General features: G+C 50.9%; 26 protein-coding genes. 15 read left to right on the plus strand and 11 right to left on the minus strand.

From position 1 onward, the window contains the following. Window positions 1-1,290 carry a histidinol dehydrogenase gene (gene hisD / locus L2725_RS13485; RefSeq protein ID WP_249249439.1) on the minus strand — a complete coding sequence of 430 codons (1,290 nt, stop codon included), beginning with the start codon at window positions 1,288-1,290 and terminating at the stop codon, window positions 1-3. A 3-nt stretch (window positions 1,291-1,293) separates the two neighbouring features. Next, on the minus strand, window positions 1,294-2,205 hold the full coding sequence (gene hisG, locus L2725_RS13490; protein ID WP_248937105.1) for an ATP phosphoribosyltransferase: 912 nt from the start codon (window positions 2,203-2,205) through the stop codon (window positions 1,294-1,296). A gap of 520 nt (window positions 2,206-2,725) precedes the next feature. On the opposite strand from hisG, the gene yoaA reads away from it, so the two are divergent. From yoaA to L2725_RS13510, 4 genes are all read left to right on the plus strand, one after another. After that, a complete protein-coding gene (gene yoaA / locus L2725_RS13495) occupies window positions 2,726-4,714 on the plus strand; it encodes a DNA repair helicase YoaA (protein ID WP_428985289.1) in 1,989 nt (662 codons plus the stop codon). A gap of 80 nt (window positions 4,715-4,794) precedes the next feature. After that, complete coding sequence (locus tag L2725_RS13500; RefSeq protein WP_249249440.1) at window positions 4,795-5,415, plus strand: cold shock domain-containing protein; 621 nt, start codon at window positions 4,795-4,797, stop codon at window positions 5,413-5,415. Window positions 5,416-5,670: 255 nt separating this feature from the next. Beyond that, entirely contained in the window at window positions 5,671-7,500 is a 1,830-nt protein-coding gene (locus tag L2725_RS13505; RefSeq protein ID WP_249249442.1) for a sensor domain-containing diguanylate cyclase, read from the plus strand. Window positions 7,501-7,547: 47 nt separating this feature from the next. Then, window positions 7,548-8,309: a DNA alkylation repair protein gene (locus tag L2725_RS13510; protein WP_249249443.1), complete on the plus strand. Its 762-nt coding sequence runs from the start codon at window positions 7,548-7,550 to the stop codon at window positions 8,307-8,309. A gap of 40 nt (window positions 8,310-8,349) precedes the next feature. Here the strand turns inward: L2725_RS13510 and L2725_RS13515 are convergent, their stop codons facing one another. After that, window positions 8,350-9,609 (minus strand): lipopolysaccharide biosynthesis protein, encoded by a 1,260-nt coding sequence (locus L2725_RS13515; RefSeq protein ID WP_249249444.1) that lies wholly within the window; start codon window positions 9,607-9,609, stop codon window positions 8,350-8,352. A gap of 259 nt (window positions 9,610-9,868) precedes the next feature. On the opposite strand from L2725_RS13515, the gene tsaB reads away from it, so the two are divergent. The 6 genes from tsaB to rnd all read left to right on the plus strand — a co-directional run bounded on the left by tsaB (window position 9,869) and on the right by rnd (window position 15,604). Continuing rightward, window positions 9,869-10,558, plus strand: a complete 690-nt coding sequence (gene tsaB / locus L2725_RS13520) for a tRNA (adenosine(37)-N6)-threonylcarbamoyltransferase complex dimerization subunit type 1 TsaB (RefSeq protein WP_249249445.1) — start codon at window positions 9,869-9,871, stop codon at window positions 10,556-10,558. Between the two features lie 29 nt (window positions 10,559-10,587). Continuing rightward, the gene (locus tag L2725_RS13525) at window positions 10,588-10,848 is read left to right on the plus strand and encodes a hypothetical protein (RefSeq protein WP_249249446.1); all 261 of its coding nucleotides are present in this window, start codon (window positions 10,588-10,590) and stop codon (window positions 10,846-10,848) included. Next, the gene (locus tag L2725_RS13530; RefSeq protein WP_249249447.1) at window positions 10,841-11,506 is read left to right on the plus strand and encodes a M50 family metallopeptidase; all 666 of its coding nucleotides are present in this window, start codon (window positions 10,841-10,843) and stop codon (window positions 11,504-11,506) included. Before L2725_RS13525 ends, L2725_RS13530 begins: the two co-directional genes overlap by 8 nt. A 183-nt stretch (window positions 11,507-11,689) precedes the next feature. After that, window positions 11,690-12,544 (plus strand): alpha/beta fold hydrolase, encoded by an 855-nt coding sequence (locus tag L2725_RS13535; RefSeq protein WP_249249449.1) that lies wholly within the window; start codon window positions 11,690-11,692, stop codon window positions 12,542-12,544. 199 nt (window positions 12,545-12,743) lie between these two features. Next, on the plus strand, window positions 12,744-14,417 hold the full coding sequence (gene fadD / locus L2725_RS13540) for a long-chain-fatty-acid--CoA ligase FadD (protein ID WP_249249450.1): 1,674 nt from the start codon (window positions 12,744-12,746) through the stop codon (window positions 14,415-14,417). A 71-nt stretch (window positions 14,418-14,488) separates the two neighbouring features. Next, window positions 14,489-15,604 carry a ribonuclease D gene (rnd, locus tag L2725_RS13545; RefSeq protein ID WP_115137729.1) on the plus strand — a complete coding sequence of 372 codons (1,116 nt, stop codon included), beginning with the start codon at window positions 14,489-14,491 and terminating at the stop codon, window positions 15,602-15,604. A 44-nt stretch (window positions 15,605-15,648) separates the two neighbouring features. Here rnd and minE read toward each other — a convergent pair whose 3' ends face one another. The 3 genes from minE to minC are packed head-to-tail and all read right to left on the minus strand — an operon-like array spanning window position 15,649 to window position 17,416. Further along, window positions 15,649-15,909: a cell division topological specificity factor MinE gene (gene minE, locus L2725_RS13550; RefSeq protein ID WP_115137730.1), complete on the minus strand. Its 261-nt coding sequence runs from the start codon at window positions 15,907-15,909 to the stop codon at window positions 15,649-15,651. 3 nt (window positions 15,910-15,912) lie between these two features. Further along, the gene (gene minD, locus L2725_RS13555; protein ID WP_115137731.1) at window positions 15,913-16,725 is read right to left on the minus strand and encodes a septum site-determining protein MinD; all 813 of its coding nucleotides are present in this window, start codon (window positions 16,723-16,725) and stop codon (window positions 15,913-15,915) included. A 25-nt stretch (window positions 16,726-16,750) separates the two neighbouring features. Next, window positions 16,751-17,416, minus strand: a complete 666-nt coding sequence (minC, locus tag L2725_RS13560; protein ID WP_249249451.1) for a septum site-determining protein MinC — start codon at window positions 17,414-17,416, stop codon at window positions 16,751-16,753. A gap of 123 nt (window positions 17,417-17,539) precedes the next feature. Here minC and L2725_RS13565 point away from each other — a divergent pair, with 123 nt between their 5' ends. From L2725_RS13565 to L2725_RS13575, 3 genes are all read left to right on the plus strand, one after another. Next, complete coding sequence (locus L2725_RS13565; protein ID WP_249249452.1) at window positions 17,540-17,818, plus strand: YcgL domain-containing protein; 279 nt, start codon at window positions 17,540-17,542, stop codon at window positions 17,816-17,818. Between the two features lie 210 nt (window positions 17,819-18,028). After that, window positions 18,029-18,982, plus strand: coding sequence for a lytic murein transglycosylase (locus L2725_RS13570; RefSeq protein WP_249249453.1), 954 nt, complete (start codon window positions 18,029-18,031; stop codon window positions 18,980-18,982). A gap of 91 nt (window positions 18,983-19,073) precedes the next feature. Then, window positions 19,074-19,514 carry a YcgN family cysteine cluster protein gene (locus L2725_RS13575; RefSeq protein ID WP_248937118.1) on the plus strand — a complete coding sequence of 147 codons (441 nt, stop codon included), beginning with the start codon at window positions 19,074-19,076 and terminating at the stop codon, window positions 19,512-19,514. 58 nt (window positions 19,515-19,572) lie between these two features. Here the strand turns inward: L2725_RS13575 and L2725_RS13580 are convergent, their stop codons facing one another. From L2725_RS13580 to bepA, 4 genes are all read right to left on the minus strand, one after another. After that, window positions 19,573-21,510, minus strand: coding sequence for a PKD domain-containing protein (locus L2725_RS13580; RefSeq protein WP_249249454.1), 1,938 nt, complete (start codon window positions 21,508-21,510; stop codon window positions 19,573-19,575). A 249-nt stretch (window positions 21,511-21,759) separates the two neighbouring features. After that, window positions 21,760-22,128: a DUF2069 domain-containing protein gene (locus L2725_RS13585; protein WP_115137736.1), complete on the minus strand. Its 369-nt coding sequence runs from the start codon at window positions 22,126-22,128 to the stop codon at window positions 21,760-21,762. Between the two features lie 8 nt (window positions 22,129-22,136). Continuing rightward, window positions 22,137-22,484: an arsenate reductase (glutaredoxin) gene (arsC, locus tag L2725_RS13590; RefSeq protein WP_249249455.1), complete on the minus strand. Its 348-nt coding sequence runs from the start codon at window positions 22,482-22,484 to the stop codon at window positions 22,137-22,139. 134 nt (window positions 22,485-22,618) lie between these two features. Further along, window positions 22,619-24,073 (minus strand): beta-barrel assembly-enhancing protease, encoded by a 1,455-nt coding sequence (gene bepA, locus L2725_RS13595; protein ID WP_115137738.1) that lies wholly within the window; start codon window positions 24,071-24,073, stop codon window positions 22,619-22,621. A 141-nt stretch (window positions 24,074-24,214) separates the two neighbouring features. On the opposite strand from bepA, the gene L2725_RS13600 reads away from it, so the two are divergent. Further along, complete coding sequence (locus L2725_RS13600) at window positions 24,215-24,439, plus strand: sulfurtransferase TusA family protein (protein ID WP_248937120.1); 225 nt, start codon at window positions 24,215-24,217, stop codon at window positions 24,437-24,439. Window positions 24,440-24,605: 166 nt separating this feature from the next. Then, on the plus strand, window positions 24,606-25,730 hold the full coding sequence (locus L2725_RS13605) for an AI-2E family transporter (protein ID WP_249249456.1): 1,125 nt from the start codon (window positions 24,606-24,608) through the stop codon (window positions 25,728-25,730). Here the strand turns inward: L2725_RS13605 and L2725_RS13610 are convergent. Then, a complete protein-coding gene (locus tag L2725_RS13610) occupies window positions 25,724-26,617 on the minus strand; it encodes a LysR family transcriptional regulator ArgP (RefSeq protein WP_249249457.1) in 894 nt (297 codons plus the stop codon). The genes L2725_RS13605 and L2725_RS13610 overlap by 7 nt on opposite strands. Window positions 26,618-26,621: the final 4 nt, after the last annotated feature.

Raw genomic sequence — 26,621 nt, forward strand, 5'->3', positions numbered from 1 at the left:
TCATTGGTTGGCCTCCATTCGAACCTTGACGGCATTTCTGTGGGCATCCAACTGCTCAGCGGCAGCTAAGGTCATGACGGTCTGGCCTATCTGGTCCAACCCTTTGCGACTGAGCTCCTGAACGGTGAAGCGGCGGCTGAAGTCAGCCAGCGACAGGCTGGAGACACTGGCGGCGTAGCCATAGGTTGGCAGTACGTGGTTGGTACCACTGGCATAGTCACCCACGGATTCAGGTGTCCAGGGCCCCAGAAATATGGAGCCGGCGGCCCTGAGCTGAGGTAATAAGTCTCTTGGGCTTTGGGTTTGTACTATCAGGTGCTCAGGGCCATAGCGATTGGAGACCTCGGCAGCCATGAGTAAGTTGTCCACCTCAATAATACGGCTGCACTCCAGTGCCTGACGGGCGATGTCGGCTCTGGGTAATTGATCCAACTGGCTGCTCACAGCTTCCTCCACCATGCTGGCTAACGACGGGCTGTCTGTGACCAGAATGACCTGAGAGTCAGGGCCGTGTTCAGCCTGAGACAGGAGGTCGGCTGCGACAAACTCAGGATTGGCTGAGGAGTCTGCAATGACCAGTACCTCAGATGGCCCGGCAGGCATATCAATAGTGATTCGGGCTCGACTGTCCTGACTCAGCTGTCTTTTCGCCTCAGTTACCCAGGCATTACCCGGGCCAAAAATCTTATCGACAGAGGCTATGCTCTGTGTGCCGAGTGCCAAAGCGGCAATGGCCTGTGCGCCGCCGGAGAGATAAATCTCATCAACACCACAGGCATTGGCGGCATACACAATGGCATCATCCACAGGAGGCGGTGTGATAAGGGCCTTACGGCGGCATCCTGATATTTGGGCTGGAATGGCCAGCATAAGCACAGTGGATATAAGTGGCGCACTGCCTCCGGGGATATAAAGACCGACACTGTCTATGGGTTCACTGCGCAGTTCACAGTGTACGCCCGGACGGGTTTCGACACTGATGACTTCAGTGCGCTGTGCCTGATGAAAGGCCTGGATATTGGCGGCTGCATCATCAATGGCCTGTTTAAGCTCAGGCCTTACCCGCTGACACGCTGTTGAAATATCGTTTTCGGTGAGCTGCAGATTTTCGAGTTCTGCCTTATCAAATTCCCGCGCCATTTGGCGCAGGGCCATGTCACCGTCATTTGCCACCCGCTCGATAATACGGCTTACGCCTTCAGTCAATGTGGCGTTACCGGTCAGGGGCGAGCGCGCCAGTGCGCTATTTTGCTCATTGACTGTAAGGGCACTCCAGATAATGCGCTCCATGATTTACCCCATCATCTTTTCAATTGGCATGACCAGAATGGAAGAGGCGCCCAGCTTGGTCAGCTCCTCCATTGTGTCCCAGAACAGATCTTCACTGCTCACAGCGTGAATGGCGACGCGATTGGTATCGTCATTCAATGGCAGCACAGTGGGGTTTTCTGCGCCTGGCAGCAGGGCAACAATCTCATTCAGGGTGTCTGTTGGGGCGTGCAGCAGTATGTACTTGCTTTCACGGGCGCGGATAACGCCATTCACACGGGACAGGATTTTATCGATAAGGGCTTGCTTGGCATCGGATTGGGGGACGGATGACTGAATGATGCAGGCCATGGATTTGAAGATCACTTCAGTCTCATACAGACCGTTGGCTTCCAGCGTTGCACCTGTGGAAACCAGGTCGCAAATCCCATCAGCCAGACCCGCTCTTGGGGCCACCTCTACGGACCCTTTCAGCATACAGTCTTTGTATACTATGCCTTTTGACTGCATATAGCGGCGCAGCAGGTTGGGATAAGAGGTTGCCAGGCGTAATCCTTCCAATGAGCCTGAGTCACGATAGTCAAACTCGTTGGGTACAGCCAGAGACAGACGGCAGGCACCGAAATCCAGTTGTCTCAGCTTGGTATAGGCGGCATCTTTGCCCAGAGACTCCCGTTCAATCTGCTCCTCTTCCAGCACGTTCTCGCCTATGATACCGAGATCTACCACTCCATCCATCACCAGGCCGGGGATATCGTCATCGCGCACCCTCAGTAAATCTATGGGCATATTATCGGCGTGTGCGATAAGCCGCTGCTCGTTAACATTGAATTTCACGCCACAGCTTTTCAATAGCTTTTGCGAGTCTTTGGACAGGCGTCCGGATTTTTGAATGGCAATTCGCAGACGTTGGCTTGAGCTCTGGTTGTCGGTCATAGTGTGTTACCCCTGATAATTTGGCTTATTTGCATTCCGTTTGTTTGGTTTTGCCAAGGTCGGGGTATTAAAAAACCCCTGAAATTCCTTCCAGGGGTTTATGCATATTAAAGAGTGCTTACACCGCCAGAAGGAATACACCTTCGGCAGTCAGCTTCCGAAGGCTACCGCTCGTGATGGTGATGATGCATAGCAACGAAAACTGGGTTCATAACAGGTTTTTACTCTCTAAATAAATTTGTTGGTCTAATTCGTGTGTCCGAGCGATTGCTCAGTTAACGTGCTTTTTACACTAGTGGTTTTGTTTTTGCCTTGCAAGGACTTATTTGTCTTGGTTGAATTTTATTCAAGCATGAGGATCTATTGTCCCTGACCTGAAATATTTTCAGAGCAAATCAAACGCCAATCATGGTGAAATCAATGGTTGGAGCAAGCTTGGCAGCCGGGCGGGTGAATTTGCCTTGAGCTGTATCGGGAAGCAGGCATAATGCCTTTTTCGTTCGGTAGATATCTTATAAGTTTGAAATACCTTCCATCCCAGACGCCAATTCCTCCTGCACCCTTTGTGCCTCTGCCCAACTCGGCCTTTGCCTGGCGGGTAGATGCGGTATTCGATAGTCAGGGGCCGCTGGCGTGCAATATCCGCGGTTATCGCCCCAGAGCAGAGCAGCGTCAGATGGCGGCGGAGATTGTTGATTGTCTTGAACGTAAACAGACTCTGGTGCTGGAAGCCGGTACCGGGGTGGGGAAGACTTTTGGTTATCTGATCCCTGCGCTGTTATCGGGAAAATCTGTCATCGTCAGTACCGGCAGTAAAAACCTGCAGGAGCAGTTGTTTTATAAAGACTTGCCCGCACTACTATCCATGTTGGACCCCAAACTTCCCTCCAGTCCAAGGCTGGCATTGCTTAAGGGACGCAGTAACTATCTGTGTCAGCTGAGGCTTGCCCGGCAGGTGGAGAGCGTGCACAGCCGGGACGAAGGGGTGATAGATGATCTTTTGAAGATCAATCAATGGGCAGGTGTCAGCAAAGATGGCGACCTGGATACTCTGACTTCTGTGCCTGAATCATCTATGGCTATTGATATGGTGCGAAGCACCCGGGAGACATGTACCGGTCAACGCTGTGAGTTTTATGCTGAGTGTCATACCCGCAAGGCACGGCTCCGGGCCATGGAAGCCAGGGTAATCGTGGTCAATCATCACCTGTTTTTTGCCGACCGGGTGCTGAAAGATACCGGCTTTGCGGAGCTGCTGCCGCAAACTGATTTGGTGATATTCGATGAGGCTCATTTATTGCCTGATATCGCCGTGACTTACTTCGGCCAGCAGTGCTCCGGCCGTACCCTGAGCGAAATGCTGTCAGATATCCACGGTATTTACCGGGAAGAGCTGATGGATACTGCCCAGCTTGGGCAATTTTCTCTTCGCTGTCTGCAGGCTTTGAGCGACTGGCACAATGGTTTGTTTGAGCGCGGCCAAACCGACTGGCGGGCGCTGCTGGGCGATAAAGATATGATGGCCGTCAGCTGGAAATTGATCGCCGAGCTGGATGGTTTGGCCAAACTCATTCAGGCGCATTTGGGACGCAGTGATGAGTTGGATGATTGTCTGCCCAAACTGATGGAACTCACTGACAAATTTCGGATATTTTTTGAGTGTGAAAACCCTTCTTCAGCTTACAGTATCGACCTCGGACACCAATATGCTCTGTTGCGGATATCGCCAATCAATGTAGCCCGTGAGTGCAGTGCGCTGTTTACTATTGATACCCGCTGGATATTTACCTCGGCTACCTTGCAGGTGAATCGCAGTCTGGAACATTTTGTCAGGGAGCTGGGGCTCAAGGATGTCAGAGAGGTGATTCTGGACAGCCCCTTTGATTATCAAAGACAGGCGCTGTTTTGTGTACCCAGACACCTGGCCAACGTCGCCAATCAACAACAGGCTGCCAGGCAACTGATTGACCTCTGTATCAAGGTGGTGGAAGCCGCGGACGGGCGCACCTTTATCCTGTTTACCAGCCACAGAATGATGGAGCTGGTGGCCCAGGGCCTCAGAGCCAGATTGCTGCAGCCTGTGTTGGTGCAGGGGCAGGGTGGCAAACAAAGCCTGTTGGATAAATTCAGGAAGCTGGGTAATGCCGTACTGTTGGGCACAGGCAGTTTCTGGGAAGGGGTGGATGTCAGGGGCAAATTGCTCTCCTGCGTGGTGATCGACAAGCTGCCTTTTGTGTCACCGGATGACCCACTTTATAAGGCCAGAGCCGACGCCATATCCCGTCAGGGAGGTGATCCCTTTATGCAGTTGTCGCTGCCCCAGGCGGTTATTGCTCTGAAGCAGGGGGCCGGACGGCTTATTCGGGACGAAAGGGATAAAGGGGTGCTGATCCTTTGTGATAATCGAATCGTTAACCGGGCATATGGTGAAGCGTTTATCGCGTCGCTGCCCCCAATGAAACGAACCCGGGATCTAGACCGGGCTATTCGCTTTTTGTCATCACTTTAACGGCCTTTAAAGGGTGGCGAAATTTCATTTCAGATGTTAATAATATTGAGATAAATGTTTGCTTCGCCAAGGAGAAGGTGATGCTTTTTCAGGATTTAACAGGCCATGGATTTGGCATTGACAGTGTGAGATATCAGGGAACACTGAGATATTGGTATGAAGACAGGGGATACGGCTTCATCTTACCGGATGATGGCAGTCAGGACGTATTTATCTACTTCTCCCAATTGGAACATCTGTGTCGACCTCCCCAGTTGGGGGATAGGGTCACTTATGAGTTGGATGAACTCAGTGGTCGTCCCAAGGCTGTTAAAGCAGACATTCCCGGTGTTCCCCGCCGTAGTTACGGCTTCAGTAAAATGGGCATGGCACAATTGTTCAGTGCCAGAAATATTCTCAGATTCTGGATGCTTATCTTAGTCAGTATTATTTTGTTTATGACGCTCGAAAGATGGCAGTCGTTGCAGGACGATAAAGCGGCACTGGCCGCTTCTCCTTACCCGGATATGCTCCGATCTTCGCTTAGTGTGTTGCCCCTTGACCCAGCCCGGCAGTGTGGAATCAAGAATCAGTGCAGCCAAATGCGATCCTGTCAGGAAGCGATTTACTATTTGGATGAATGTGGTGTTACCGGGTTGGATCCCGATAATAACCGAATTCCCTGTGAGCAAAGTGTCTGCAGTCTGGCACAGGAAAAATAGCTGTGAAGGCCTCTTTTGAGGCCTTTTTTACAGCCTGATAGGGAAAGTCCAAAAGATCAGCGCTTACTCATAAGTTGCAGTTCTCAATCATTCTGTTTACATGCCTGAAACCATACTGTTATCCTGAGGCTCATTCAGGGATATCTGCAGTCCTAGGGATGGGTTCCCTCAGATATCCATTCAGGAATGGAAGCCTGAAACGTATTGGTGTACCGATCTCTCAGGAGGAGTGATCAGTATCCGGAATAGGCATCTATGATAGATACTCTCTCCCTTGAGATAGATCACCCGGAGCAGCTGGCCTTTTTTCTGGCGTCACAGTCTGTTCAACAGAAGTACCTCAGGTCGAGTGGCTGTCTGGTCCTGCTTTATTCTGCCAATGTCGATCAGTTCTTCCTCTCTCAGTTGCTTGATGCTGCAACCTTTTGGTGCCCCAAAGCGGTAGTTGCCGGTGCCACTTCAACCGGTGAAATTCGTCATGGTGAAACCCTGCTGGGTAAGACTATTGCGACCCTTTATTTCTTTGAACATTCTTCCGTCACTCTGGAGTCCATAGAAAGTGAACCCGGCTGCGAGCAGGAGCAGGGGAGAACTCTGGCTGAGCGGATGCAAGGTCTGAGAGATCTCAAGGCGGCGCTTTTACTGGGAAATCCCCTTAAGTGTAACTTTGCCGAAGTCCATGCAGGCTTTACCTCAGTGCCACTGCCTTGCCCGGTTTTTGGTGGCGGGGCCGGCGATTATGCCATGGAACAAGCCTGGGTAATGGCAGGCAAGCTTTGTTCCCAAACAGCTTTGGTTGTTGTGGGCTTTAGTGGACCCTCTCTGGATGTTGAACTGCATGATGTGCTTGGGTGGCGACGTATGACGCCATCAATGCGTATCACTTCAGCGACAGGCAATACGGTCCATACGATAGATAACCGTCCTGCTGGCGATATCTATAAAGAGTTTCTGGGGATCTCTGCCGATAGACAGTTTTTTTCTAATGCGCTGGGCTTTCCACTGCTGATCAGAGAGGGCAAACAATTGGTGGCCAAGGTTCCTTTGGGGGCTGATGAAGAAGGCAACCTTGAATTTGTCAGCAAGGTGAGTGATGACGAAGAGTTCTCTTTGGGATTTGTTCACCCTGAACTGCTGGAACAGCAACTTTTGTGTCTGAATCAAAAGATGGCGGCTTTCTTCCCGGATACAGTGCTCCTGTTCTCCTGCGGCTGCCGACGTTTTGTGCTGTTGGAAGATATTCTGGATGAGACCCGTAGCTTTGAAAAAATCGCTCCTACGTTTGGCTTTTATACCGTCAGTGAGATAGCCGCGGAGCGTGGTTTACTCAACCTGAGTCTGGTTGCGGTAGGCATGAGGGAAGGCGCAAAGCCCAATGTCAGACCATCTCCTCCTAAGTTTGTCGAACCTGATGGCATCGCCAGACTGGATCAGTTCGCCAATACCCATTCACGAATTCTGAAAAGGCTGTTGCATTTCATCTCAGCTCTCAATCGCGAGCTTGAGGGTAAAAACAGAGAGATGGAGAAGCTCAGTTATCTTGATGGTCTCACCGGAATCGCCAATCGCCGTCGATTTGATCGCAGACTGGAAGAGGATTGGCGCAGTGCCATCCGCAGTGGTCGGCCCTTAAGCCTGTTGATGATAGACGTAGACAGCTTTAAAGCCTTTAACGATACATATGGGCATTTAGCCGGTGACGATTGTCTGAGGCAACTTGCCAGCAAAATGTCTGCATCTGTCAGCCGTGGCACAGACCTGGTCGCCCGCTATGGCGGTGAAGAGTTCGCGGTCATTATGCCCAATACTGATGGCAGAGGTGGTCTCAAAGTGGCCAGAGAGATCCACAAACGGGTAGCGGCGCTGGCAATACCACACTCTGACAGTCAGGCTGACAGCGAGGTGGTCACTGTCAGTATAGGAATTTCCTGTATGGTGCCCGCTGCAAACGAAGACGTAGACAAGCTGCAGCATGCAGCAGACAGAGCGCTTTACCAGGCCAAAAGCAATGGGCGCAATCTGATTGTTAAGGCGTCAGACGCCTTTGTACCTTCTCTGGTCGCCAAAGATACAGGTACCCTTTAAACAGTAATTAATTCAAGTGTCTGATTTGTAAACCTATTCCTATCATAATGAAAACAGTTTCTTTACCTGAACACGTACAGCCAGCGCTTCTGACTCCGGAAGCTCAATCTATCGAGGAGCGTCTCATCGCAAAAGGTGACGCTGATTACGCTCTTAAAGTTCAGGGTTACTTCAAACATACGGCTGGCGTTGACGGAAAAGCGGACATATTCATCGGACTGAGGACGCCACTACTGCGACTCGAAGTCAAACAACTCAGCAACAGTGAATTTGCCAACTCTTTGCCACAAATACTGTCTTTACTGGGGTCCAACATTCATGAAGTCAGACATGGCGCACTGCTATTGCTGGTGGACTTATACAAACGCAGTAACCCAGTTACGCGGGAGGAAATTTTTAATTCCTACCTGTCCCACAGGGCGCTGATAAATAACTGGGATTTGGTCGATAGCTCAGCACCTTACATTGCTGGACCAGGATTGCAGTCAAGGGGAAGGCCCTGGGTGCATACCCTGGCTTGCTCATCATCAATCTGGGACCGGCGGATTGCTGTCGTTGCTCATTGGTGGTATATCCGTCACGGCGATTGTTACGCTATTTATGATCTGGCGGCGCAGTTGCTGGATGACCCGGAAGATCTTATTCATAAAGCGGTGGGCTGGATGTTGCGGGAAGCCGGAAAGAAAGATCTGCCCCGGCTGACAGCCTTTATTGAACAGCATTACGCCAGGATGCCCAGAGTGATGCTTCGCTATGCTATTGAAAAACACCCTGAGCCAGAAAGACAAAGGCTGCTAGCCTTGTCCTGAACCTGAGGCACTATCGCCGCAGCCCTGAATTTACCTGTATTTACCCATTTGCATGCTGTTTCAGCAACTGCTGCTCCACGTAGAGGCTTTGCAGGAACATCACCAGATAGCCGGCCCCGAGAGCCAGAATCACGCTCACTACATTGTTGGAGTATTCCCTCAGCAGGAAGAAAGCGATCACCATAGCCACCAGGCCACCAATACGGATCAACAGGCTCTGATTAAAACAATCATGAGCTTTGATAAAGGCCAATTGGTAAGCATTCAGCATCATCAGTCCAAAGAAACTGGCGAAGTGGGTTAATACAATCGCAGACCCCTGATAATCCTGCGGATAGAGCCAGGCCACCAGAGTATCGGCGAATCCCAGCATCAAGAGGAAAAACATCACCGACACCAGGGCGGTAAAACGATACAAGGTGCGTTTAATATCCCCAATGGCGATATAGTTGCCATCCCTGACGTGTTTGGAGAGTTCCGGCAAAACAAAGCGATAGATGGGGAACACGAACAGCAAGGTGATATAGGTGATGACAGGGCGTACAACGACCTGAAAATCCCCCAGCTCATCAACGGAAAAATAGCGAATGGTCAGCAGTACCATCAGGTAGATCATCATGATGCTGGCACCCGTCTCCAGTGAGGCGGTGACGCTTTTTTGCATGAAGTTCTTCAAATCCGCTGACAGGTTAACGCTTTGTAGAGGGTGAGTGCTTATCTGTTGGCGACGAGCGGTGAACATATACGCTGCCAGTACCAGATTACCCAAAATCAAACTGTGGAACAGGGCGCTCAGCGGCGCCATATCCAGCACCAGATAGCCCAGACTGAACAACAGGATCTGTGAGACGGGATCCAGCCAGGTGACCCGGTTACTGATGTCATACAGCCGATACATGGCCAGTTGATTGGTAAAGTAAACCTTAAGCCCCATAGACAGTATGATGCCCACCAACTGCCAGTAGGCGACATCCATGTTCAGTTTATGCTTGATGTAGGGCAGTACCAGCCCCCAGGTCAGTAGCACCATCACTATCAGGCTATAGCGGAACAGGTTGATAATATCTTTATCGTTACGGGTGCGGGCGTAGCTGACCACCATGGAGGTGCGAAAGCCTGTCATCAGGATCAGCGACAGGGAGATAACATCCACTACAGTGTGGTAAACAGCCAAAGACTCCTTGGCAACGAAAGAGGCCAGAGCGATCTTAAAGCCATAGCCCAGGGCGATACTGAGCAGAGTGGCACCTATGCCGCTGATAAATACTCGCTTGAGTTCGCCTAATGAATCCTGTGACATGCCTTAACCGCTTTATCCCTGTAATCGAGGGCGCAGTGTAAGAATTATTCTCAATTCGCTAAGTGAGCGAGGTCACAAACCTGGGGCTGATCCCTGCGTATCACTGCAGATCGGTTTAATACTGAGCGATCTGTGTTCAGGGACAGGTCTCTGCTCGCCCTCAAGCCTGTGTTTTCATGGCACAGATGTTATTATTCCCGGCCAATGACAGGTGGAGATAAACACCACCTTCCACAGATGATTGAGTGAGACCAACAAGATGTCGACAATTCTGGCCCTGGATACCTGTACTGAAGCCTGCTCTGCCGCATTGACTTATCAGGGAAATGAGTACACTGCATTTGAAGAAGTACCCCGCGAGCACAGCCAGCGACTGCTGCCTATGGTTGATGGTTTGTTGGCCCAGGCTGGGATCAAAATGTGTGATGTCGACCTGCTGGCCTATGGTCGCGGCCCGGGGAGTTTCACCGGTATTCGTATCTGTACCAGCATGACTCAGGGACTGGCTCTGGGAGCAGATAAGCCTGTGATTGGCATCTCGACTCTGGCTGCCATGGCGCAGGCCGCTATCAATAAAGGGGCAAATCAGGTGCTGGTGGCCATCGATGCCAGAATGGGCGAAGTGTATTGGGCTCAATATATTAATGTTGACGGTATTGCCACCCTGAAAGGTGACGAGCTGGTTTCTGCTCCAGAGGCGGTTTCCTTGTCACTGGATGAAAATCAACCTATTATCGCTTGTGGGACAGGTTTTGATGCATATCCTCAGTTGCTGGGTCTGACAGCCTCGATAACCTTGGATATGGAGTGCAGATTGCCTTCTGCCAAACAGATGCTGACCTTGGCTCTGCAAGGCGTGAAACTGGGATTACAGACCAGTGTTGATGATCTGCAACCCGTCTATCTTCGTGATACTGTGGCCTGGAAAAAACTCCCAGGCCGTGAGTAAGAGTTAACGCAAAGGAGGCGTCAGCCATTATGCAAATCAGCCAGGCTGGCTATGGGTATGTAACACAAGCTACACCCTCTGTTGGTCAGGGGGCGCAAGTGCCTTCGAGGCTTGATACCTCCTCTGTTAACGCCATTTCCGATAAAAAGCCTGACACAGCTTCCGGTCAGATTATTTATGAACGACATCTGACCACAGGTCGTCAGGCTATCAGCCAGTATCTGCATACCCAACATGCCTCCCAGAGAGAGGCCATTTCGCAAGCTGTGGGTATAGATACCTATGCCTGAGCAGTCTGGCTCCGGGCTTCCCAGACCCGGCCGCTTTATGTTGGAACTTATCCTGGCTTTGATTCTGGTCAGACTGCCTTTTATCAGTATTCCTTTTCAATGGCTTGAGAGCTTCTTTCATGAGTTATCCCACGGCCTGGCAACCGTTATCAGTGGTGGGGTAGTCAGCCATATTCAACTTTTCCCCAATGGTGCCGGTTACTGTTTTTCCGCTGGCGGATGGCCAGTCCTGATTGGTTTCAGCGGATATTTTGGCGCTGCGTTATGGGGTTATCTGATGTACCAGATGGCAACAAGACCTGCCTGGGTTAAAGTCAGTTATGGCATCCTGACCTCACTGGTGGCGCTGACCACCATACTCTGGGCCAGGGACCTGCTGACGCTGATCATACTTATTGCGCTTGGAATTTTGTTTCTGGCCCCCCTGAGATTTGCCCAAAGTAATCTGTTGATGACACTGCTCAGAGTGATGGCACTTATGGTGATGTTAAATGCCCTGACCAGCCCCTTTGCTCTGATGGGACTTGAGGGCAAAGGAGATGCACAACTCCTGTCATCTTTGACCTGGATACCCGGCTGGATATGGATCAGTATCTGGTTGGTTTGCAGTGCGTTGGCACTCTATTTCACCTGGCGAAGAGTGGAAGCTGCCCAATAAACCCTCAGACTGCTCGTGGGGTGACCTGCGGTGAGTAATCGCAAGGTTTTGCTGTAAGTGGTCGGATCACTTTCATTTTCTTAAAATGGCGTGTTGGCGCAAAGAAACATACTGAAAATTATGACAGTCTTGCCGCGGCGATCCCCTGGGGAGGCAGGCCGGCTTTAAACATGGAAGGAAAATATGGCCGTTGCCATTGAAAACGTAACTTTTGACCTGCCTCATATCAGGCTCGCAGGATTAAAATTCGGCGACAATGAAAAGCCATTGATTCTGGCACTGCACGGTTGGCTGGATAATGCCATGAGCTTTGAGCCTTTGGCCAGAGAGTTAACCGATTTCCAGTTGCTGGCCGTAGAGTGGCCTGGACATGGGTATTCGGACCACAGGCCAGGTTCAACGCCCTTGCATTGGTCTGATTATCTATTAGATCTTCATTGCCTGCTCAATCAGTTGCGTGATGAAGGAGCAAGAGTGGAGTGTCTGCTCGGTCATTCTCTGGGGGGAATTGTCGCTTCGGCTTACACGGCGTTATACCCGGATCAGGTTCGCAGGCTTGCCCTGATTGAAGCGCTTGGTCCCTTGTTTGAGTCAGAGTCCAATATCCGCAACCGCCTCAGAACCAGTATTTCAGGCCATAGTGCACCGGCTAAGCCTGCAACCGTGTACTCGCAACTGGACACAGTGGTCAGGGCAAGACGCCAACTGACTGGTCTGAATGAAGGTTTTTGCCGCTTGATCATAGAGCGTAATATGCAGCCCTGTGATCATGGTTATCGGTGGCGGACTGATCCCAGGCTCAGGCTGGACTCGCCTTTGAGATTCAGTTTCGAACAGGTCGATCAGTTAATGACTCAGGTACCTGTGGCTACCTTGTTACTCACCGGAGAGCAGGGTTTTAAACAACTGCACCAAGCCGGGCCCATAATGGAAAAATGGTATGCCAATCTCAGCCACCATATGTTGGCTGGAGATCATCATCTGCACATGGGGAATGCATCGGGTGCCGCCAATGCTCTGCGAGCGTTTTTGGTCTGACCGGTTAAACCGGATCTAGGCAAATCCATCCATTTATGTGATGATGGTCAAAATTTCAAACGGGCGTATGATTTTTGTGCGGTCGTATAGAATAACAATCTGATTTGTAAATTATTCAGTGTGGCAGTGTCACTGATTTGATGCTGCCAAAAGGCCTTTGCCTTGTATGCACTGCTTTTGGGGAACCTAGGAGAATTTTGTGAACCAGCCCTGGATTAATCACTTACCTGCCGGCGTGCAAGCTAGTATCGATGCCGATCATTATTCCTCATTGGTCGACATGTTTGAGCAGTCTGTTGCCAAATACGCTGATCAACCCGCATTCATCAATATGGGCGCGACGCTGACCTATCGTAAGCTCGAAGAGCGCAGTCGCGCGTTTGCTGCTTACCTGCAAAATGAACTCAAGCTGCAAAAGGGCGATCGCGTCGCCATTATGATGCCAAACCTGCTGCAATATCCTATTGCCCTGTTTGGTGTGCTGCGTGCCGGTTGCGTTGTGGTTAACGTGAATCCGCTTTATACCCCAAGAGAGTTGAAGCATCAGCTGAATGATTCTGGAGCCAAGGCGATTGTCGTGGTGTCCAACTTCGCACGCACCCTGGAAGAGGTGGTGGATGAGACACCGGTTGAAAGCGTGATTCTGACCGGTTTGGGCGATCTGCTGAGCCCACCCAAGCGTACCCTGGTCAACTTTGTCGTTAAGTACATCAAGAAACTGGTACCCAAGTATCATCTGCCTCAAGCGATCTCTATGCGTCAGGCGTTGTCCAAAGGCCGCCGTCAGCAGTATGTGAAACCTGAGATTGAGAATTCCGACCTGGCTTTCCTGCAGTACACAGGTGGCACGACCGGTGTATCCAAAGGCGCTATGCTGACCCATGGCAATGTGGTTGCCAACGTGTTGCAGGCCGATGGCGCATACTCACCAGCTCTGGGTAATGGTAAAGAGTTTGTGGTGACTGCGCTGCCTCTGTATCACATATTCGCGTTGACAGTGAACTGTCTGCTGTTCCTGCACAAAGGTGCCAAGAACCTGCTGATCACCAACCCAAGAGATATCCCGGCTTTTGTGGGCGAACTGAAAAAGTATCCGTTTACCGCGCTGACCGGGGTGAACACTCTATTCAACGCCTTGGTTAACAATGCTGAATTTGAGTCGCTGGATTTCTCTAAACTTAAGTTCTCAATTGGCGGAGGTATGGCGGTGCAGCGTGCGGTAGCGGATAAATGGCAGAGCCTGACCGGTACCCGCTTGCTGGAAGGTTATGGCCTGACAGAAGCTTCTCCTTTGGTGACCTGCTGCCCATATGACCTGGATGGTTATAACGGCTCTATTGGCTTCCCTGCACCAGGCACTGATATGCAGGTGCGTGACGACGAAGGCAATGTACTGCCCCAGGGGGAAGTTGGCGAACTGTTTGCCAAGGGACCTCAGGTGATGCAGGGATACTGGCAACGTCCGGAAGAGACTGACAAGGTGATTGACCAGAACGGTTGGTTGTCAACCGGTGACATCGGTTACATGGATGAGAAGGGCTTCTTCTTTATTGTTGATCGTAAGAAGGACATGATTCTGGTTTCCGGCTTTAACGTTTTCCCCAACGAAGTGGAAGAAGTCGTCGCGCTGCACCCTAAGGTGGTAGAAGTGGCTGCCGTTGGTGTTCCACATGAAGTGAGTGGTGAAATCGTTAAAGTGTTTGTGGTCGCTAAAGACAAATCTTTGACCGAAGAGGCGATTATCAAGCATTGCCGTCATCATTTGACGGGATATAAAGTTCCCAAGCTGGTAGAATTCAGAGATGAATTGCCAAAGACCAATGTGGGTAAGATCCTGCGCCGGGAACTTCGGGACGAAGTCAAGCGTGCATAATCTCCCTAAAGCCGGCGTCAGCCGGCTTTTTGTTGGTGAAGCGATGCGTGTTGCGCACTTTGGAGAAAAGTTTGATCGCGTTTCAATATATAGATAACCAAGCGGCTCTGGATGAACTGGTCGCCCACTACCGGGAAACTGATTTGCTGGTATTGGATACTGAGTTTGTCCGTACTCGTACCTATTACGCCAGACTGGGGCTGATCCAGGCGTACAATGGCAAACATCTGGCGCTTATTGACCCCCTGGCGGTTGATGACCTTTCCGGTTTCTGGGACTTGTTGAAAGATCCTAAAATTACCAAGCTGGTGCACTCCTGCAGTGAAGACCTTGAGGTCTTTGCCCGCTATGGAAAGTGTCAGCCTGAGCCTCTGTTTGACAGCCAAATTGCCGCAGCACTTTGCGGTTGGGGCCATGGACTGGGTTATGCCAAGCTGGTTGAGCAGCAGCTGAATATTGTATTGGATAAAGGTGAGTCCAGAACTGACTGGATGAAGCGTCCTCTGACTCCTGCCCAGCTGCAGTACGCAGCCAATGATGTTTATTATCTCTATCAGCTCTACCCGGCGCTGAAGGCAGAAGTAGAGCGTCAGGGGCGAATGGATTGGGTATGGGAAGAGGGAAAACGGCTGACCAAAGGCCGTTTGGACAAGCCCAATGCCGACGAGGCTTATCTCAGGATTAAGAATGCGTTTCAACTGACCCCAAAACAACTGGCGGTGTTGAAGTCACTGGCGACCTGGCGGCTCAATAAAGCGCTGCAACGGGACCTGGCATTGGGATTCGTGATGAAAGATCATGGCCTGATAGCGCTGGCCAGGAAGCAGCCTAAAGATATGGCCTCGCTGCTGCGCATGAATGAAGTCACCGAGCAGGAGAAGCGCCTCCACGCGCGGGAAGTGCTGCAGGCCATTGCTGCGGCGGATTTGGATAATCCACCACAGGCGTTGGATGTATTGGCACTGCGCCCTGGCTACAAGGCGGCATTTAAAGCCGTAAAAGCGGTATTGATTGCTATCTGTGAATCCCGTGAAGTACCGGAAGAACTGCTGGCATCCAAACGCCATATTCATGATTTTCTGCAGTGGCACCTGGATGGACGGGGCGAGCAATTGCCGCTGTTGCTGACGGGCTGGCGGGGAGATCTGGCGGCGGTTCCATTGCACACATTGGAATTTTCCATTTAAAAAAAGCGCCCACGGGCGCTTTTTTCTTTTCTGCTTAAGTCAGATCAGCCTTTTTCAGGCAAGGTGACATTCAGCTCAAGTACCGACAAATTGTCATCATTCTGATCCAATTGAACCGACACCTGGTCCTCTTCAATGGCGACATATTTGCGGATCACCTCGATAATCTCCTGCTTCATTTGCGGGAAGTAATCTGGTGCACCACGCTCACTGCGTTGATGGGCCACGATAATCTGCAGTCGTTCTTTCGCGGTTACTGCAGTCGCGGGCTTTTTGTTGCTTCTGAAATAATCGAGTAAAGACATAAATTAGCTGCCAAATATCCTTTTTAAAAAGCCTTTCTTCTCCTCTGTGACAAAGCGCAGGGGAAGTTCCTCTCCGAGCAATCGACTCACAGTGTCCTCATAAGCCTGACCTGCATCGCTTTCTTTGTCCAGAATAACAGGGACACCGGCGTTGGAGGCTTTAAGTACTGCCTGAGACTCAGGGATCACACCCAGCAGTTTAATGGCCAGGATCTCTTCCACATCACCGACACTCAACATTTCGCCGGTTTTAACCCGGGTAGGGGAGTAACGGGTCAGTAGCAGGTATTCGCGGATAGGCTCCAAATTCTGCTCTGCGCGGCGGGATTTACTTTGCAGCATACCCAGAATGCGGTCCGAGTCTCTTACTGAGCTGACTTCAGGGTTGGTGGTGACAATAGCTGTATCAGCAAAGTACAGCGCCATCATGGCACCTGTCTCGATACCCGCCGGTGAGTCACAAATAATGTATTCAAATCCGGCATCGGCCAGATCGTCGAGAACCTTGCCCACGCCCTCTTTGGTCAGAGCATCTTTGTCCCGGGTCTGAGACGCGGGTAAAATGTGAAGATTCTCGCAGCGCTTATCTTTGATCAACGCTTGATTCAGGTTGGCTTCACCATTGATAACATTGACGAAGTCATAAACAACCCGGCGCTCACAACCCATGATCAGGTCGAGATTTCTCAGTCCTATGTCGAAATCGATAACGACGGTTTTGTGTCCTTTCAATGCCAGTCCGGTGGCAATGGCAGCACTGGAAGTGGTTTTACCCACGCCGCCTTTGCCGGAAGTGACCACAATGATATGTGCCATGTTTACTTATCCTTTGTCCGCCCGCTTACAGGGGCAGTGTTTCGAATACCAACGAATCGCCGTCGAGGCGAATACAACCGCTTGTTGAGTCTGCATGCTCTGCGAGGTTTTCTGATAACCAGTATTGACCGGCGACTGAAACCAACTCAGCTTCCAGTTTACGGGCCAGAATCACTGCCTGGGTATTTCCCTTGGCTCCGGCCATGGCTTTGCCTCGCAGGGCACCAAAAATATGAATACTGCCGTCGGCAATCACCTCGGCGCCATTGCCGACGTTCCCGAAAATAATCAGGTCACTGTTCTGGGCGTAAATCTGTTGTCCGGAACGAATGTTTTGCTGAAGAATTCGGGTTTCTTTGTGTGGAGGTGGTGGGGTAACGACCGCTTTGCCGGTTTTGAGAATAGCCAGCCCCATAGTGCGGATCTGCCTGGTCAGCGCTTCGTTGGCACCGGTGAAACCCACCAGCACCAGATTATGCTGCTGCATCACCTGCCGGATCGCTACAATGTCGAGATCTGCTGATTCAATGGCTGACAAATTGACCACCAGAGGGGCACCAACAAAGAACTGGGGAGCCTGTGCAACCTTGGCTGCCAATTCAGTGGCAAATTTATCCAAATCTGTGCTGTAAATGTGCAACACTGATAGTGTGAAAGACGCGCCTTTCAATTCAAGACTCGGGGTGGCCATCCCAGCGTACATCTCCAGAAAAAACTCAGTCTAATTGCTGAGTTGCATTATTATTTATGGGGTTCATGTTATAGTGTGGCCTTTGTACTGGCAAGATTTGATAACCCGGAATTTTGGACAATTATGCTGTGTGCCGTATATAAAAGCAGTCGCAAAGCCGACACCTATCTGTTTGTGAATAAGCGCGACTGTTTTGATGATGTTCCTGAGGCCTTGATGGAAATGTTTGGTGCTCCTCAGTTGGTAATGGTTTTCCCTATCGCTCAACGTGAGCATCTGGGATTGGCTGATATCAACCGTGTTCGTACCGAGTTGGCTGATAAAGGCTACTATTTGCAGTTGCCGCCACCACCTGAAAACCTGCTCCAGAGCCACCGTCAGGGGTTGGGACTAGAGGACTGAAACTGCCAGGGGCTGTAGGCGCTTTACTCTCTGTTGCAAGGTATTTGCTTAGCCCCACTAGGCGGCACACCTTGCGTCGCGATTAAAGCGCGTCCAGAACTAGCAAAATTCAACCATGAAAGGTCAACAGACCCTAGGGATGGAATCATGATGAAAAGGGAATTTTTCACAATAGTATTGGGCTGCCTAGGCTTAGCTTCTGCAGGTGGCGTGGCAGCCCAGCCTACTTTAACTTCCTCTGCCACAGCGGGAATTGGCGCCGGCGGTGACAACTTCCGTCAATATTTAGCTCAGTTGCAGCAACAGACTCGTCCACTTGGCTTTGATGAAACCTGGCTGGACAGTCAGTTTTCCCGAATTAAACGCTTTAAAACAGTCTCACCGACTCCCGTTGTGAAAGACGAGGCTCCCGCGACACTGGAAACTTTTCTGCCCAACCGTTTCTCTCAGACTCAGATTACTCAGGCAATGCAGCTGCTGGATGAGCATGGGGAGTTACTGGCGCAACTGGAAAATGAGTATGGAATACAACCCAGGTTCCTGATTGCACTCTGGGGTGTCGTCAGCGATTTTCAGTTGACTTCCAGTGCTTACCCTTTGTTGTCTGTGACCAGCTCACTGGCTTATGAGCAACAGGGGGATTCTGAAGAGGTGGTTGCCGCGCTTAGACTGTTGGCCGCCCATAACCTGGATTCAGAAGAACTCTTGGGTGAGCGGGACGGCAAGCTGGCAAAGTCCGGCTTCACCCCGAGCATGTTGCTGGAGTACGGACGTGACGGTGATAAAGACGGCAAGGTCGATCACAGGAATTCGGTAGCGGATGTACTGGCTTCTTACGCTAATTTTTTAAGTAAGCAGGGGTGGAATAGTGATCAGATCTGGGGCCGCCAGGTTAAGGTACCGCAAGACTATGCCGGTCCAAGTGGCATAGCACATCAGGCTAACTTTGTTGACTGGCAATCTGTCGGGGTACGCCGCTTTAATGGTCAGGACCTTCCCAATCGCGCTGATATGCAACCTTCTCTGGTACAGCCAGATGGTGCGGCAGGCCGTTCCTATCTGGTCTACGATAATTATCGTGCGCTGCTTGCCTGGGATCAGGACCACTATTTTGCGCTCTCAGTCAGCTATTTGTCGGAAAGGATCCGTCCCGGGAGACAGTAGCTCAGTGAGAATGGTTCGCAAACGCCTGATGCTTCAGCTTTTGATGTAGAATAGCGCGGTTGTTTTTGGAACCAATAATTCTGCGAGTGCTATGTCTTTCTGGAAAGAGAAAAAACTGGCTGAACTGACTGATGAACAGTGGGAAAGCCTGTGTGATGGTTGCGGTAAGTGCTGCCTTAACAAACTAATCGACGATGAGACTGAAGAGCTGTATTACACCAATGCCGCCTGCCAGCTGCTTGATCGTCAAAATTGCCAGTGCACCCATTATGGCACTCGCTTTATTCATGTTCCTCAGTGTACCAAGGTGACGGCAGATAATATTTCTGAATTGACCTGGCTCCCTGAGTCCTGTGCCTACAAGCGCCTGAATGAAGGCCGGGACCTGCCATCCTGGCACCCGCTGATTACCGGCTCTGACGATGCTATGCACGCCGCAGGAATGAGTGTACAGGGTAAGGTAGTATGTGAATCCAGCGTGCGGGATATTGAAGATCACATAGTGCTTTGGCCACTGAAAGATATGGACTAACTTGATTCGATAAGTAAAAGGCCGCGTTTAACGCGGCCTTTTTGGTTTTGATAGACAGTTACTGATTGTCGTTCGTTGGCAGTCTGTGACGGTTACCACTCAGTCTCAAAGGAGGCTGGATCTCAGTCTGCTGGCTATTGGCCGATACTCTTGAGGATTGTTGACTCGATCCCAGCACCAGATTGGCGGCCCAGCTCTGACCAGCGTTCATTTGCACGGGCTCTGGTAAGCCTGCAACCAGAGTATTGCCACCTATCCCCGGCATCATCTTATCCAGTACCAGTGCCGCCCGGGACTGCAGAGTGTTGTCGCCAATGCGTCCCCTTTGTCCCCAGTCCACGATGACAGTTTCAGCAGAAACCTGCTCTGGAGAGTTAGTAACGGCCACATCTCTTTGGATACCAAGACGGTGGCTCATCATAGCTTCTTCAAACAGCATGGCGGCATCTTCCCTTGTGGTGGAGTATGCATAGAAATCGCTGGCGATATCGTTGGAGAAGAAGCTGGTGATATCCGCTGGCAGATAAGCCTTTTGAGTCGCGTTGGCGGTTTCACCCATAAACCTCACCTGAGCTAATCCCCGCATTTCACTGCTTTGCAGTGGGTAGGCGCTGGTAAGCTGATCTGAAATCAGCAACTTCTGGTCATTGCGGGTGACAAACTCATCATAGAGGGTGGCTGCATTGATGCTGTTATGAATGCTGGATGGGAAGAAATCATTGGCATGGGCCAGCTCGTGATAGAGCAAAGAGGCCAGATCCGGCTCAATATCATCCAGGGTTCGGGTCGTTCTGACTGCCGGGCTGTAGTAGTCACTGGCGTAATCATTGTCCTTGATATATCGCCATGGCATCAGGAACTGCAGGTCATTACCAAAGCCACTGCGGAAGTCAGGTGCTTCATTGATGGTATCTCTCTGAGCGGGGGTCAGCCAGAGATCTGAAGGGTCCAGATATATCGCACCGGTTGCAACCCAATAAAAAGATGGGCGGATATCATAGCTGATCACCACAGCAGTGACAGATTGCAGCAGCTGGGCAAAATCTCCGTCCGGGTCTTTGTTTTGCAAAAACGCTTTGAAGTTATCACCCATCCAATCATGAGATACCAGCACTCTGTTCATAATGCTGTCCAGGTTTGGCGTGCTGTTGACCTGTCCCAACAGAGGGAGTTCACTGACGGTACACTGAGCCAGTCTGACTTGCGTGTTATAGATGCACTTCTCTACGGCCGAGGCGTAATTTGAGTCTGGGTTATAGGCATGGACTCTGGCCGTCTGAGTATCAAACAGGGCATTACTGCCTATGGCTGGTTCGTCTGTTACCAACAGATAAACATCGTCTGTCTGATTGTTGCGGCTGGCCCGGATGTGGATCACACTGTCGCTGCTGACCTGAGGTGCTGTCATCAGCGGTCTATTTGCATTATCAAGATCAGCCTTCAGCGCAGGCCCGGAAACCTGGCACCAGGAGGCATCACCGCTGGCTCCAGTATCATCCAGACGCAGACTGATGCCATCACCTTCGGCCACCTGATGGTCCAGCCGTACGTTCAGGGCGTTGGTATTTTGCGCGGAGGCGGTAATGTTAACGCTTGCGGTCTGTTGTTGACCGTTACGGTTTACCGTCAATTCAAACTCATAGTCACCGCTTTGCGGGAGTTCCATTGCCAGTACGGGGCTTTCGCTACTGACCAACTCAACACTGGTGCCACTGAGTTGGCGCCACTTGAACAGGGCGCCAACACTGTTCGGAATTGTGGCCACTATACTGGCTGGCTGCGCAGCGGTATAGGCTGGCTCGAGCCAGAATTGAATATCTGTATCGGTTGATTGACTGCTCAGACCCGGGATATCACCACTACATGCTTGCAGGTTATCCGAGGGTTGAGGTGGGGGAGGCGTCGGGGTTACGCCCCCATCATCGCTGTCACCACCACCGCCACATGCAGTCAGCGTGAGCAGTGATGCTGCTGTCAGAATATGTAACTTCCTCATGGGCCGGGCACTCCATTGTTGTTATTTTTCCTTTGCCAGCTTGAATATAGCATGGGGATTTCAGGTGGCAAAAATGTGTGGGTGTTGATAAATGACCTGTTGTTGGATTGATTGCTTTCATGTCTGCGCCCAAAGCTGATTCAAGCGCTGGAATAGTAAATTGATACCCCTGGTCAGGCGGTGAGGATCAGCTTGTGTTCATGCAAAAAAGGCCGCGAATGCGACCTTTTGTCTGTTGGAATTGGTGGGCTATTTGCGCTTTTTCAGTCCAAGCCCAAGCTCTTTTCCCCGCAGTCGGGCATAGAAAGAAAATCCGGTCAGCAGAGCAAGCAGCAACAGGGTTTCTATCAGGGCAAATAGAAACGCACCATCCGCGACATACAGAAGTGTTAAGCTGTGAAGCAGATACAGGCAGAGGATAAATCCGCCCCAGGCATAGGTGTATGGATTACCCTGAATAACACCTTTCAGGGGAAGCAGCAGTGGCAGAATCCACAGCAGGCTGAACAGCAGCGAGTATTCTCCCGACAAGCCCTGACCAATAAACCATCCGGACAGCAGCAATAACAGGGCGATATATCCGGCGCGGCATAGTTGAAACAAAGTCCCTGTGTTCATGATCTTCCTTAAAGCAGTGACAGAATGTTTTCCGGTGGGCGGCCAAATACCGCTTTGCCACCAATGATTACGATTGGGCGCTCGATCAGTTTGGGGGTAGTTGCCATAGCGGCAATCAGGTCGTCACCCGCAACTGAGGCCAGTTGCTGCTCTTTATATTCCGCTTCTTTGGTGCGCATCATTTCACGGGGATCGGCAAGTCCCAACTGCTTCATCAGTTGTTTAATTTCATCTGCGTCAGGGGCAGTTTTCAGATATTCAACAATGGTGATATCACAACCTTTCTCTTCCAGCAGTGCCAGAGTTTGGCGGCTTTTGGAGCAACGGGGGTTGTGGTAAATGGTGGCTTGAGTCATGGGGAAACCATCCTTTGTTATTGATCTAATTGGCGGAATGATACCAAAAACTGTGAGCGTAATCCGGTTTTATAGTGCGGTATTTTCGATTAAGACAATAGCCGGTTAAAAAACCGGCTTTGTTGTCAGCGAGCTTACTTCAGGGCTTCGAGTGCTTGTTCAGCCTGTTTGAACTGACGGATCCTGGCTTCAATTCTGGCTTGCTGCAGGGTATCCCCTTCGGCAGCGCGAAACGCGAAGTTCAACTGGTCAACAGCTCCTTTGTAGTCAGCTGCCAATGCCAGGGTTTCCGCCATAACAAAGTGTTCCATCGATTTGTTGCCAGCCTTCTTATATGAGTCCGTTAACAACTGATAGGGAAGCGGATTGTTTTTATCCAGGAAAATCATATCTTCCAACAAGGGGATAGCCTGATCTTCCTTGTCGGCCTCATTGTAGATATGAGCCAGGTTAATGTTGACCACCTGAGAGGTAGGCTTTAACTCTCGTTCGGCAACCAGCATATTGATGGCGTCGTCATAATCTTTGCGCTGGGCCAGCAGATCGGACTTGGTGTCCAGATAGAAAAGGTTATTGGGGTCACCGCGAAGCAGCTCATCAATAATCTCTTCAGCCTGTTCGAATTCATCCATACGGAACAGTGCCAGCGCCTTGCCATACAACGCGGCTTCCTTGAATGCGTAATTCTTCTTGGTCAACTGTTGCTCAAACAGAGACAGCGCAGCGGCCTCACTGTAGCTGGAGAATCGTACCTGTACCCTGGCTTTCGCCAGCTGGAAGTTCAGTGCATCAGGAACATACCTGTCTGGGTAGCGGGTAGCGCGGTTACGGGCTTCAGTGATACGGGATTCAGGTAATGGGTGAGTCAGCAGCATCTGAGGTGGCTTGGTGGTAAATCTGTATCGGGTCGCCAGTTTGCCAAAGAAATCTGCGGCGGCATTGGGATCGAAGCCTGAATCCACCATCACCTGCATACCGATACGGTCAGCTTCTTTTTCGTGCAGACGGGTATAGTTGATCTTGGTTTGCGCTGACAGTGCCTGGGTCGTCGCCAGCGCCGCCATACCTGCCTGAGGGGCAGCGATGGTCAGCAGAATTGCGCCAAGCATACCGGCCACTGTGGCAGGAGCCGCTTTCTCCTGAGCTTCAAATGAGCGGGCCAGGTGTCTTTGGGTGACGTGGGTAATTTCGTGGGCCAGCACGGACGCCAGTTCACTTTCATTATCGGCGTTTAGAAACAGGCCTGTGTGAATCCCCACATGACCACCGAAAAAGGCGAAGGCGTTGATTTCATCGTTTTGTAACACGAAGAAATAGAAAGGGGTTTTAACATCAGATGCATGGGCTACCAGTTTGTTGCCCAGTTCAGTCAGATATTGATTCAGTACAGGATCATTGACCACGGGGGCAGAGGCCCGAATCACCCGCATATAGGCATCGCCTATCTGGTTTTCTTTTTCCAGACTGAAAGTGTTGACGGCAGCTGTGCCTAAGTCCGGCAGGTCATTACCGGAAAAACCATTGGCAGGACGGAAACTGTCTGCCAATACTGAACCTGTCATTGTCAAACTCAGGGCTGCGGCCACCATAGTGTGGGCAAAACGAGAAGGCTTCAATATACGCAAGCGAGTCCTTTATATTCATTCTCAGTGGAAGGGGCCGGGTCTGTGACTTGAGGTTTAAGTCGCAAGTTAGGATAATGGCCGTCCCTTACCGATAGCAAGATCATTATGGAATTTATTGATTTAACTGCTTTCCGATGTCCGATTCCTTTGGTCAGGGTCAAAATGACACTGAAAGGATTGGCTCCTGGTTCGCAATTACATGTCTTGCTTTCAGACCAAGGTTCCCGCTCAGATGTTCCCGCATTTTTAAAAAAACAGGGGCACAGTGTGGAAACCTCCATTACAGCTGAAGGCGCGCTTGCTTTGGTTGTCACCAAATCAGAGGGCTGAGTGTTGGTTTTGGTCAAACCGACTCAATGCTTGCTCATGATATAAACTTTACGCAATACGGATTTACAATTTCCTCCAGGCTAACCAGAGTAGATCCGATAAATTCATCAAAGGAGCACCAGTCTCCTGTCTGTTGTTTGCAATCACACAAATTTTGGGACGTGGCATGATTAGTTTTGTTCAGCATTGGTATAAGAAGCGCTTCAGCGACCCGCAGGCCGTCACTCTGGTCTTTATCCTGATTGCTCTTGCCGCATTGATTTACTTTGGCGCCAGCATCCTGGCTCCGATTTTTGTGGCTTTGGTGCTGGCTTTCTTACTGGAATGGCCCGTAGCCCAGATGTCCAGAATTGGTGTTAACCGGACTGCCGGAGCGTCGCTGGTGCTGGTGCTGTTTGTGGGGGTCATGTTACTGACGGTATTTGGTTTGATCCCCAGCTTGTGGAAACAGGGACTGTCGCTGCTCAGTGAGTTGCCCAATATGCTGGAGAAGGGCCTGGCGATGGCGGAAGATTTTGCCAGCCAGTATCCCAAATATATTCCCCCTGAGCAGCTGGATACCATGGTGGAACAGGCTCGCAAACTGATGGATACCCAACACCTGCTGGATCTGGGTAAACACCTGCTTGGGTATTCAGCCTCAGTACTGGTGCTTATGGTGTACGCCATTCTTGTTCCCTTGCTGGTGTTTTTCTTCCTTAAGGACAAGGAGGAGTTAATGCTGGGGGCCAAACGTTTCTTCCCGGCCAATCGTCAATTGGCCAGTAAGGTGTGGGAGGAGATGAACCAGCAGATATTCAACTATATCCGCGGTAAAGTGATGGAGATTATTATCGTTGGCGCAGCCAGCTATATCTTTTTTGCCATCATGGATTTACGTTATGCCGCCTTGCTCGGGGTATTGACCGGACTGTCGGTGTTGATCCCCTATGTTGGCGCCACTTTGGTGACCCTGCCCATTGCTCTGGTCGCTTTTTTCCAGTGGGGATTCAGCTCAGAGTTCGCTTATCTGATGCTGGGATATGGCATCATTCAGGCGCTGGATGGCAACCTGCTGGTGCCTTTACTGTTTTCCGACGCCGTCGATCTGCACCCTGTGATTATTATTGCCGCCGTGCTGGTGTTCGGTGGGTTATGGGGAGTGTGGGGCGTGTTCTTTGCTATCCCTCTGGCATCGCTTATTAAGGCCGTGATTAATGCCTGGCCCGAGTTACCGCCGCAATCACCGGCTGATCCGGGAGAGCAGGAGGCTGCCGACAAGCATCAGCTAGAATCCCGGGTTGGTCAGTAACTCAGGAGTAACTGGCGACTGCTGGCAATCAAAGCCCGGTAGATCAGTGTGGTCTGCTTGGCTTTGATGTTCCAGTGTTGCCAATACAGGGGCACCTCTTTCCTCATCCTGGGGGTCAACTCTACCAACACGCCGGTCTCCAGCAGCGGCTGGGCCTGCAAATGGGCCACCAAGCCATACCCCATATGATTTCGAACGGCATCCAAAAAGCCCTCTGATGAGGGAATGGTGTGCTGCCAGATATTGACTTCATCCAGCTCGAAATAGCGCTTCAGAAACATGTGATGGAGCTTGTCCTTGGTGCTGAATATCACAGCAGGGGCCGCCAGCAGTGCCTCTTTATTGATTCCGTCAGCGAAATATCTGTCCCTGAACTCAGGCGTTGCGACACACAGATACTCCATGGTTCCCAGTGGGTCACTCTTACACCCGGGCAGCGCCTCTTCTGTGGTGGTGACACAACCAACCACATCACCATTACGCAGCAGGTTATGTGTGTAGGACTCATCATCCACAATCAATTCCATCAGCCAATTGCGCCGATTGAACAGGGGAGACAGGGCGGGTAGAAACCAGGTGGCCAGAGTATCTGCGTTAACCGCTATGCTCACTGTGGTGGGCTTACAGGGATCATCTCCATCCATTTCTGCTTGCAGTTCCTGCTCCAGCATCTCTACCTGAGCATAATGGCGCAACAGTCGCTTACCCAAAGGGGTGGCTTCCACAGGTACACTGCGGATCACCAGCGACTGACCGATTTTCTCCTCAAGGGTTCTGACCCTTTGGGACACAGCTGACTGAGTGATGTTGAGCACTTTAGCTGCCCGTTCGAAGCCCCCTTCAGAGACAACGGTAGCCAGCGCTTTAAGTTGCAGATAATCAAACATGAAT

Source organism: Shewanella corallii, assembly GCF_023349125.1.
Classification (GTDB): Bacteria; Pseudomonadota; Gammaproteobacteria; order Enterobacterales; family Shewanellaceae; genus Shewanella; species Shewanella corallii.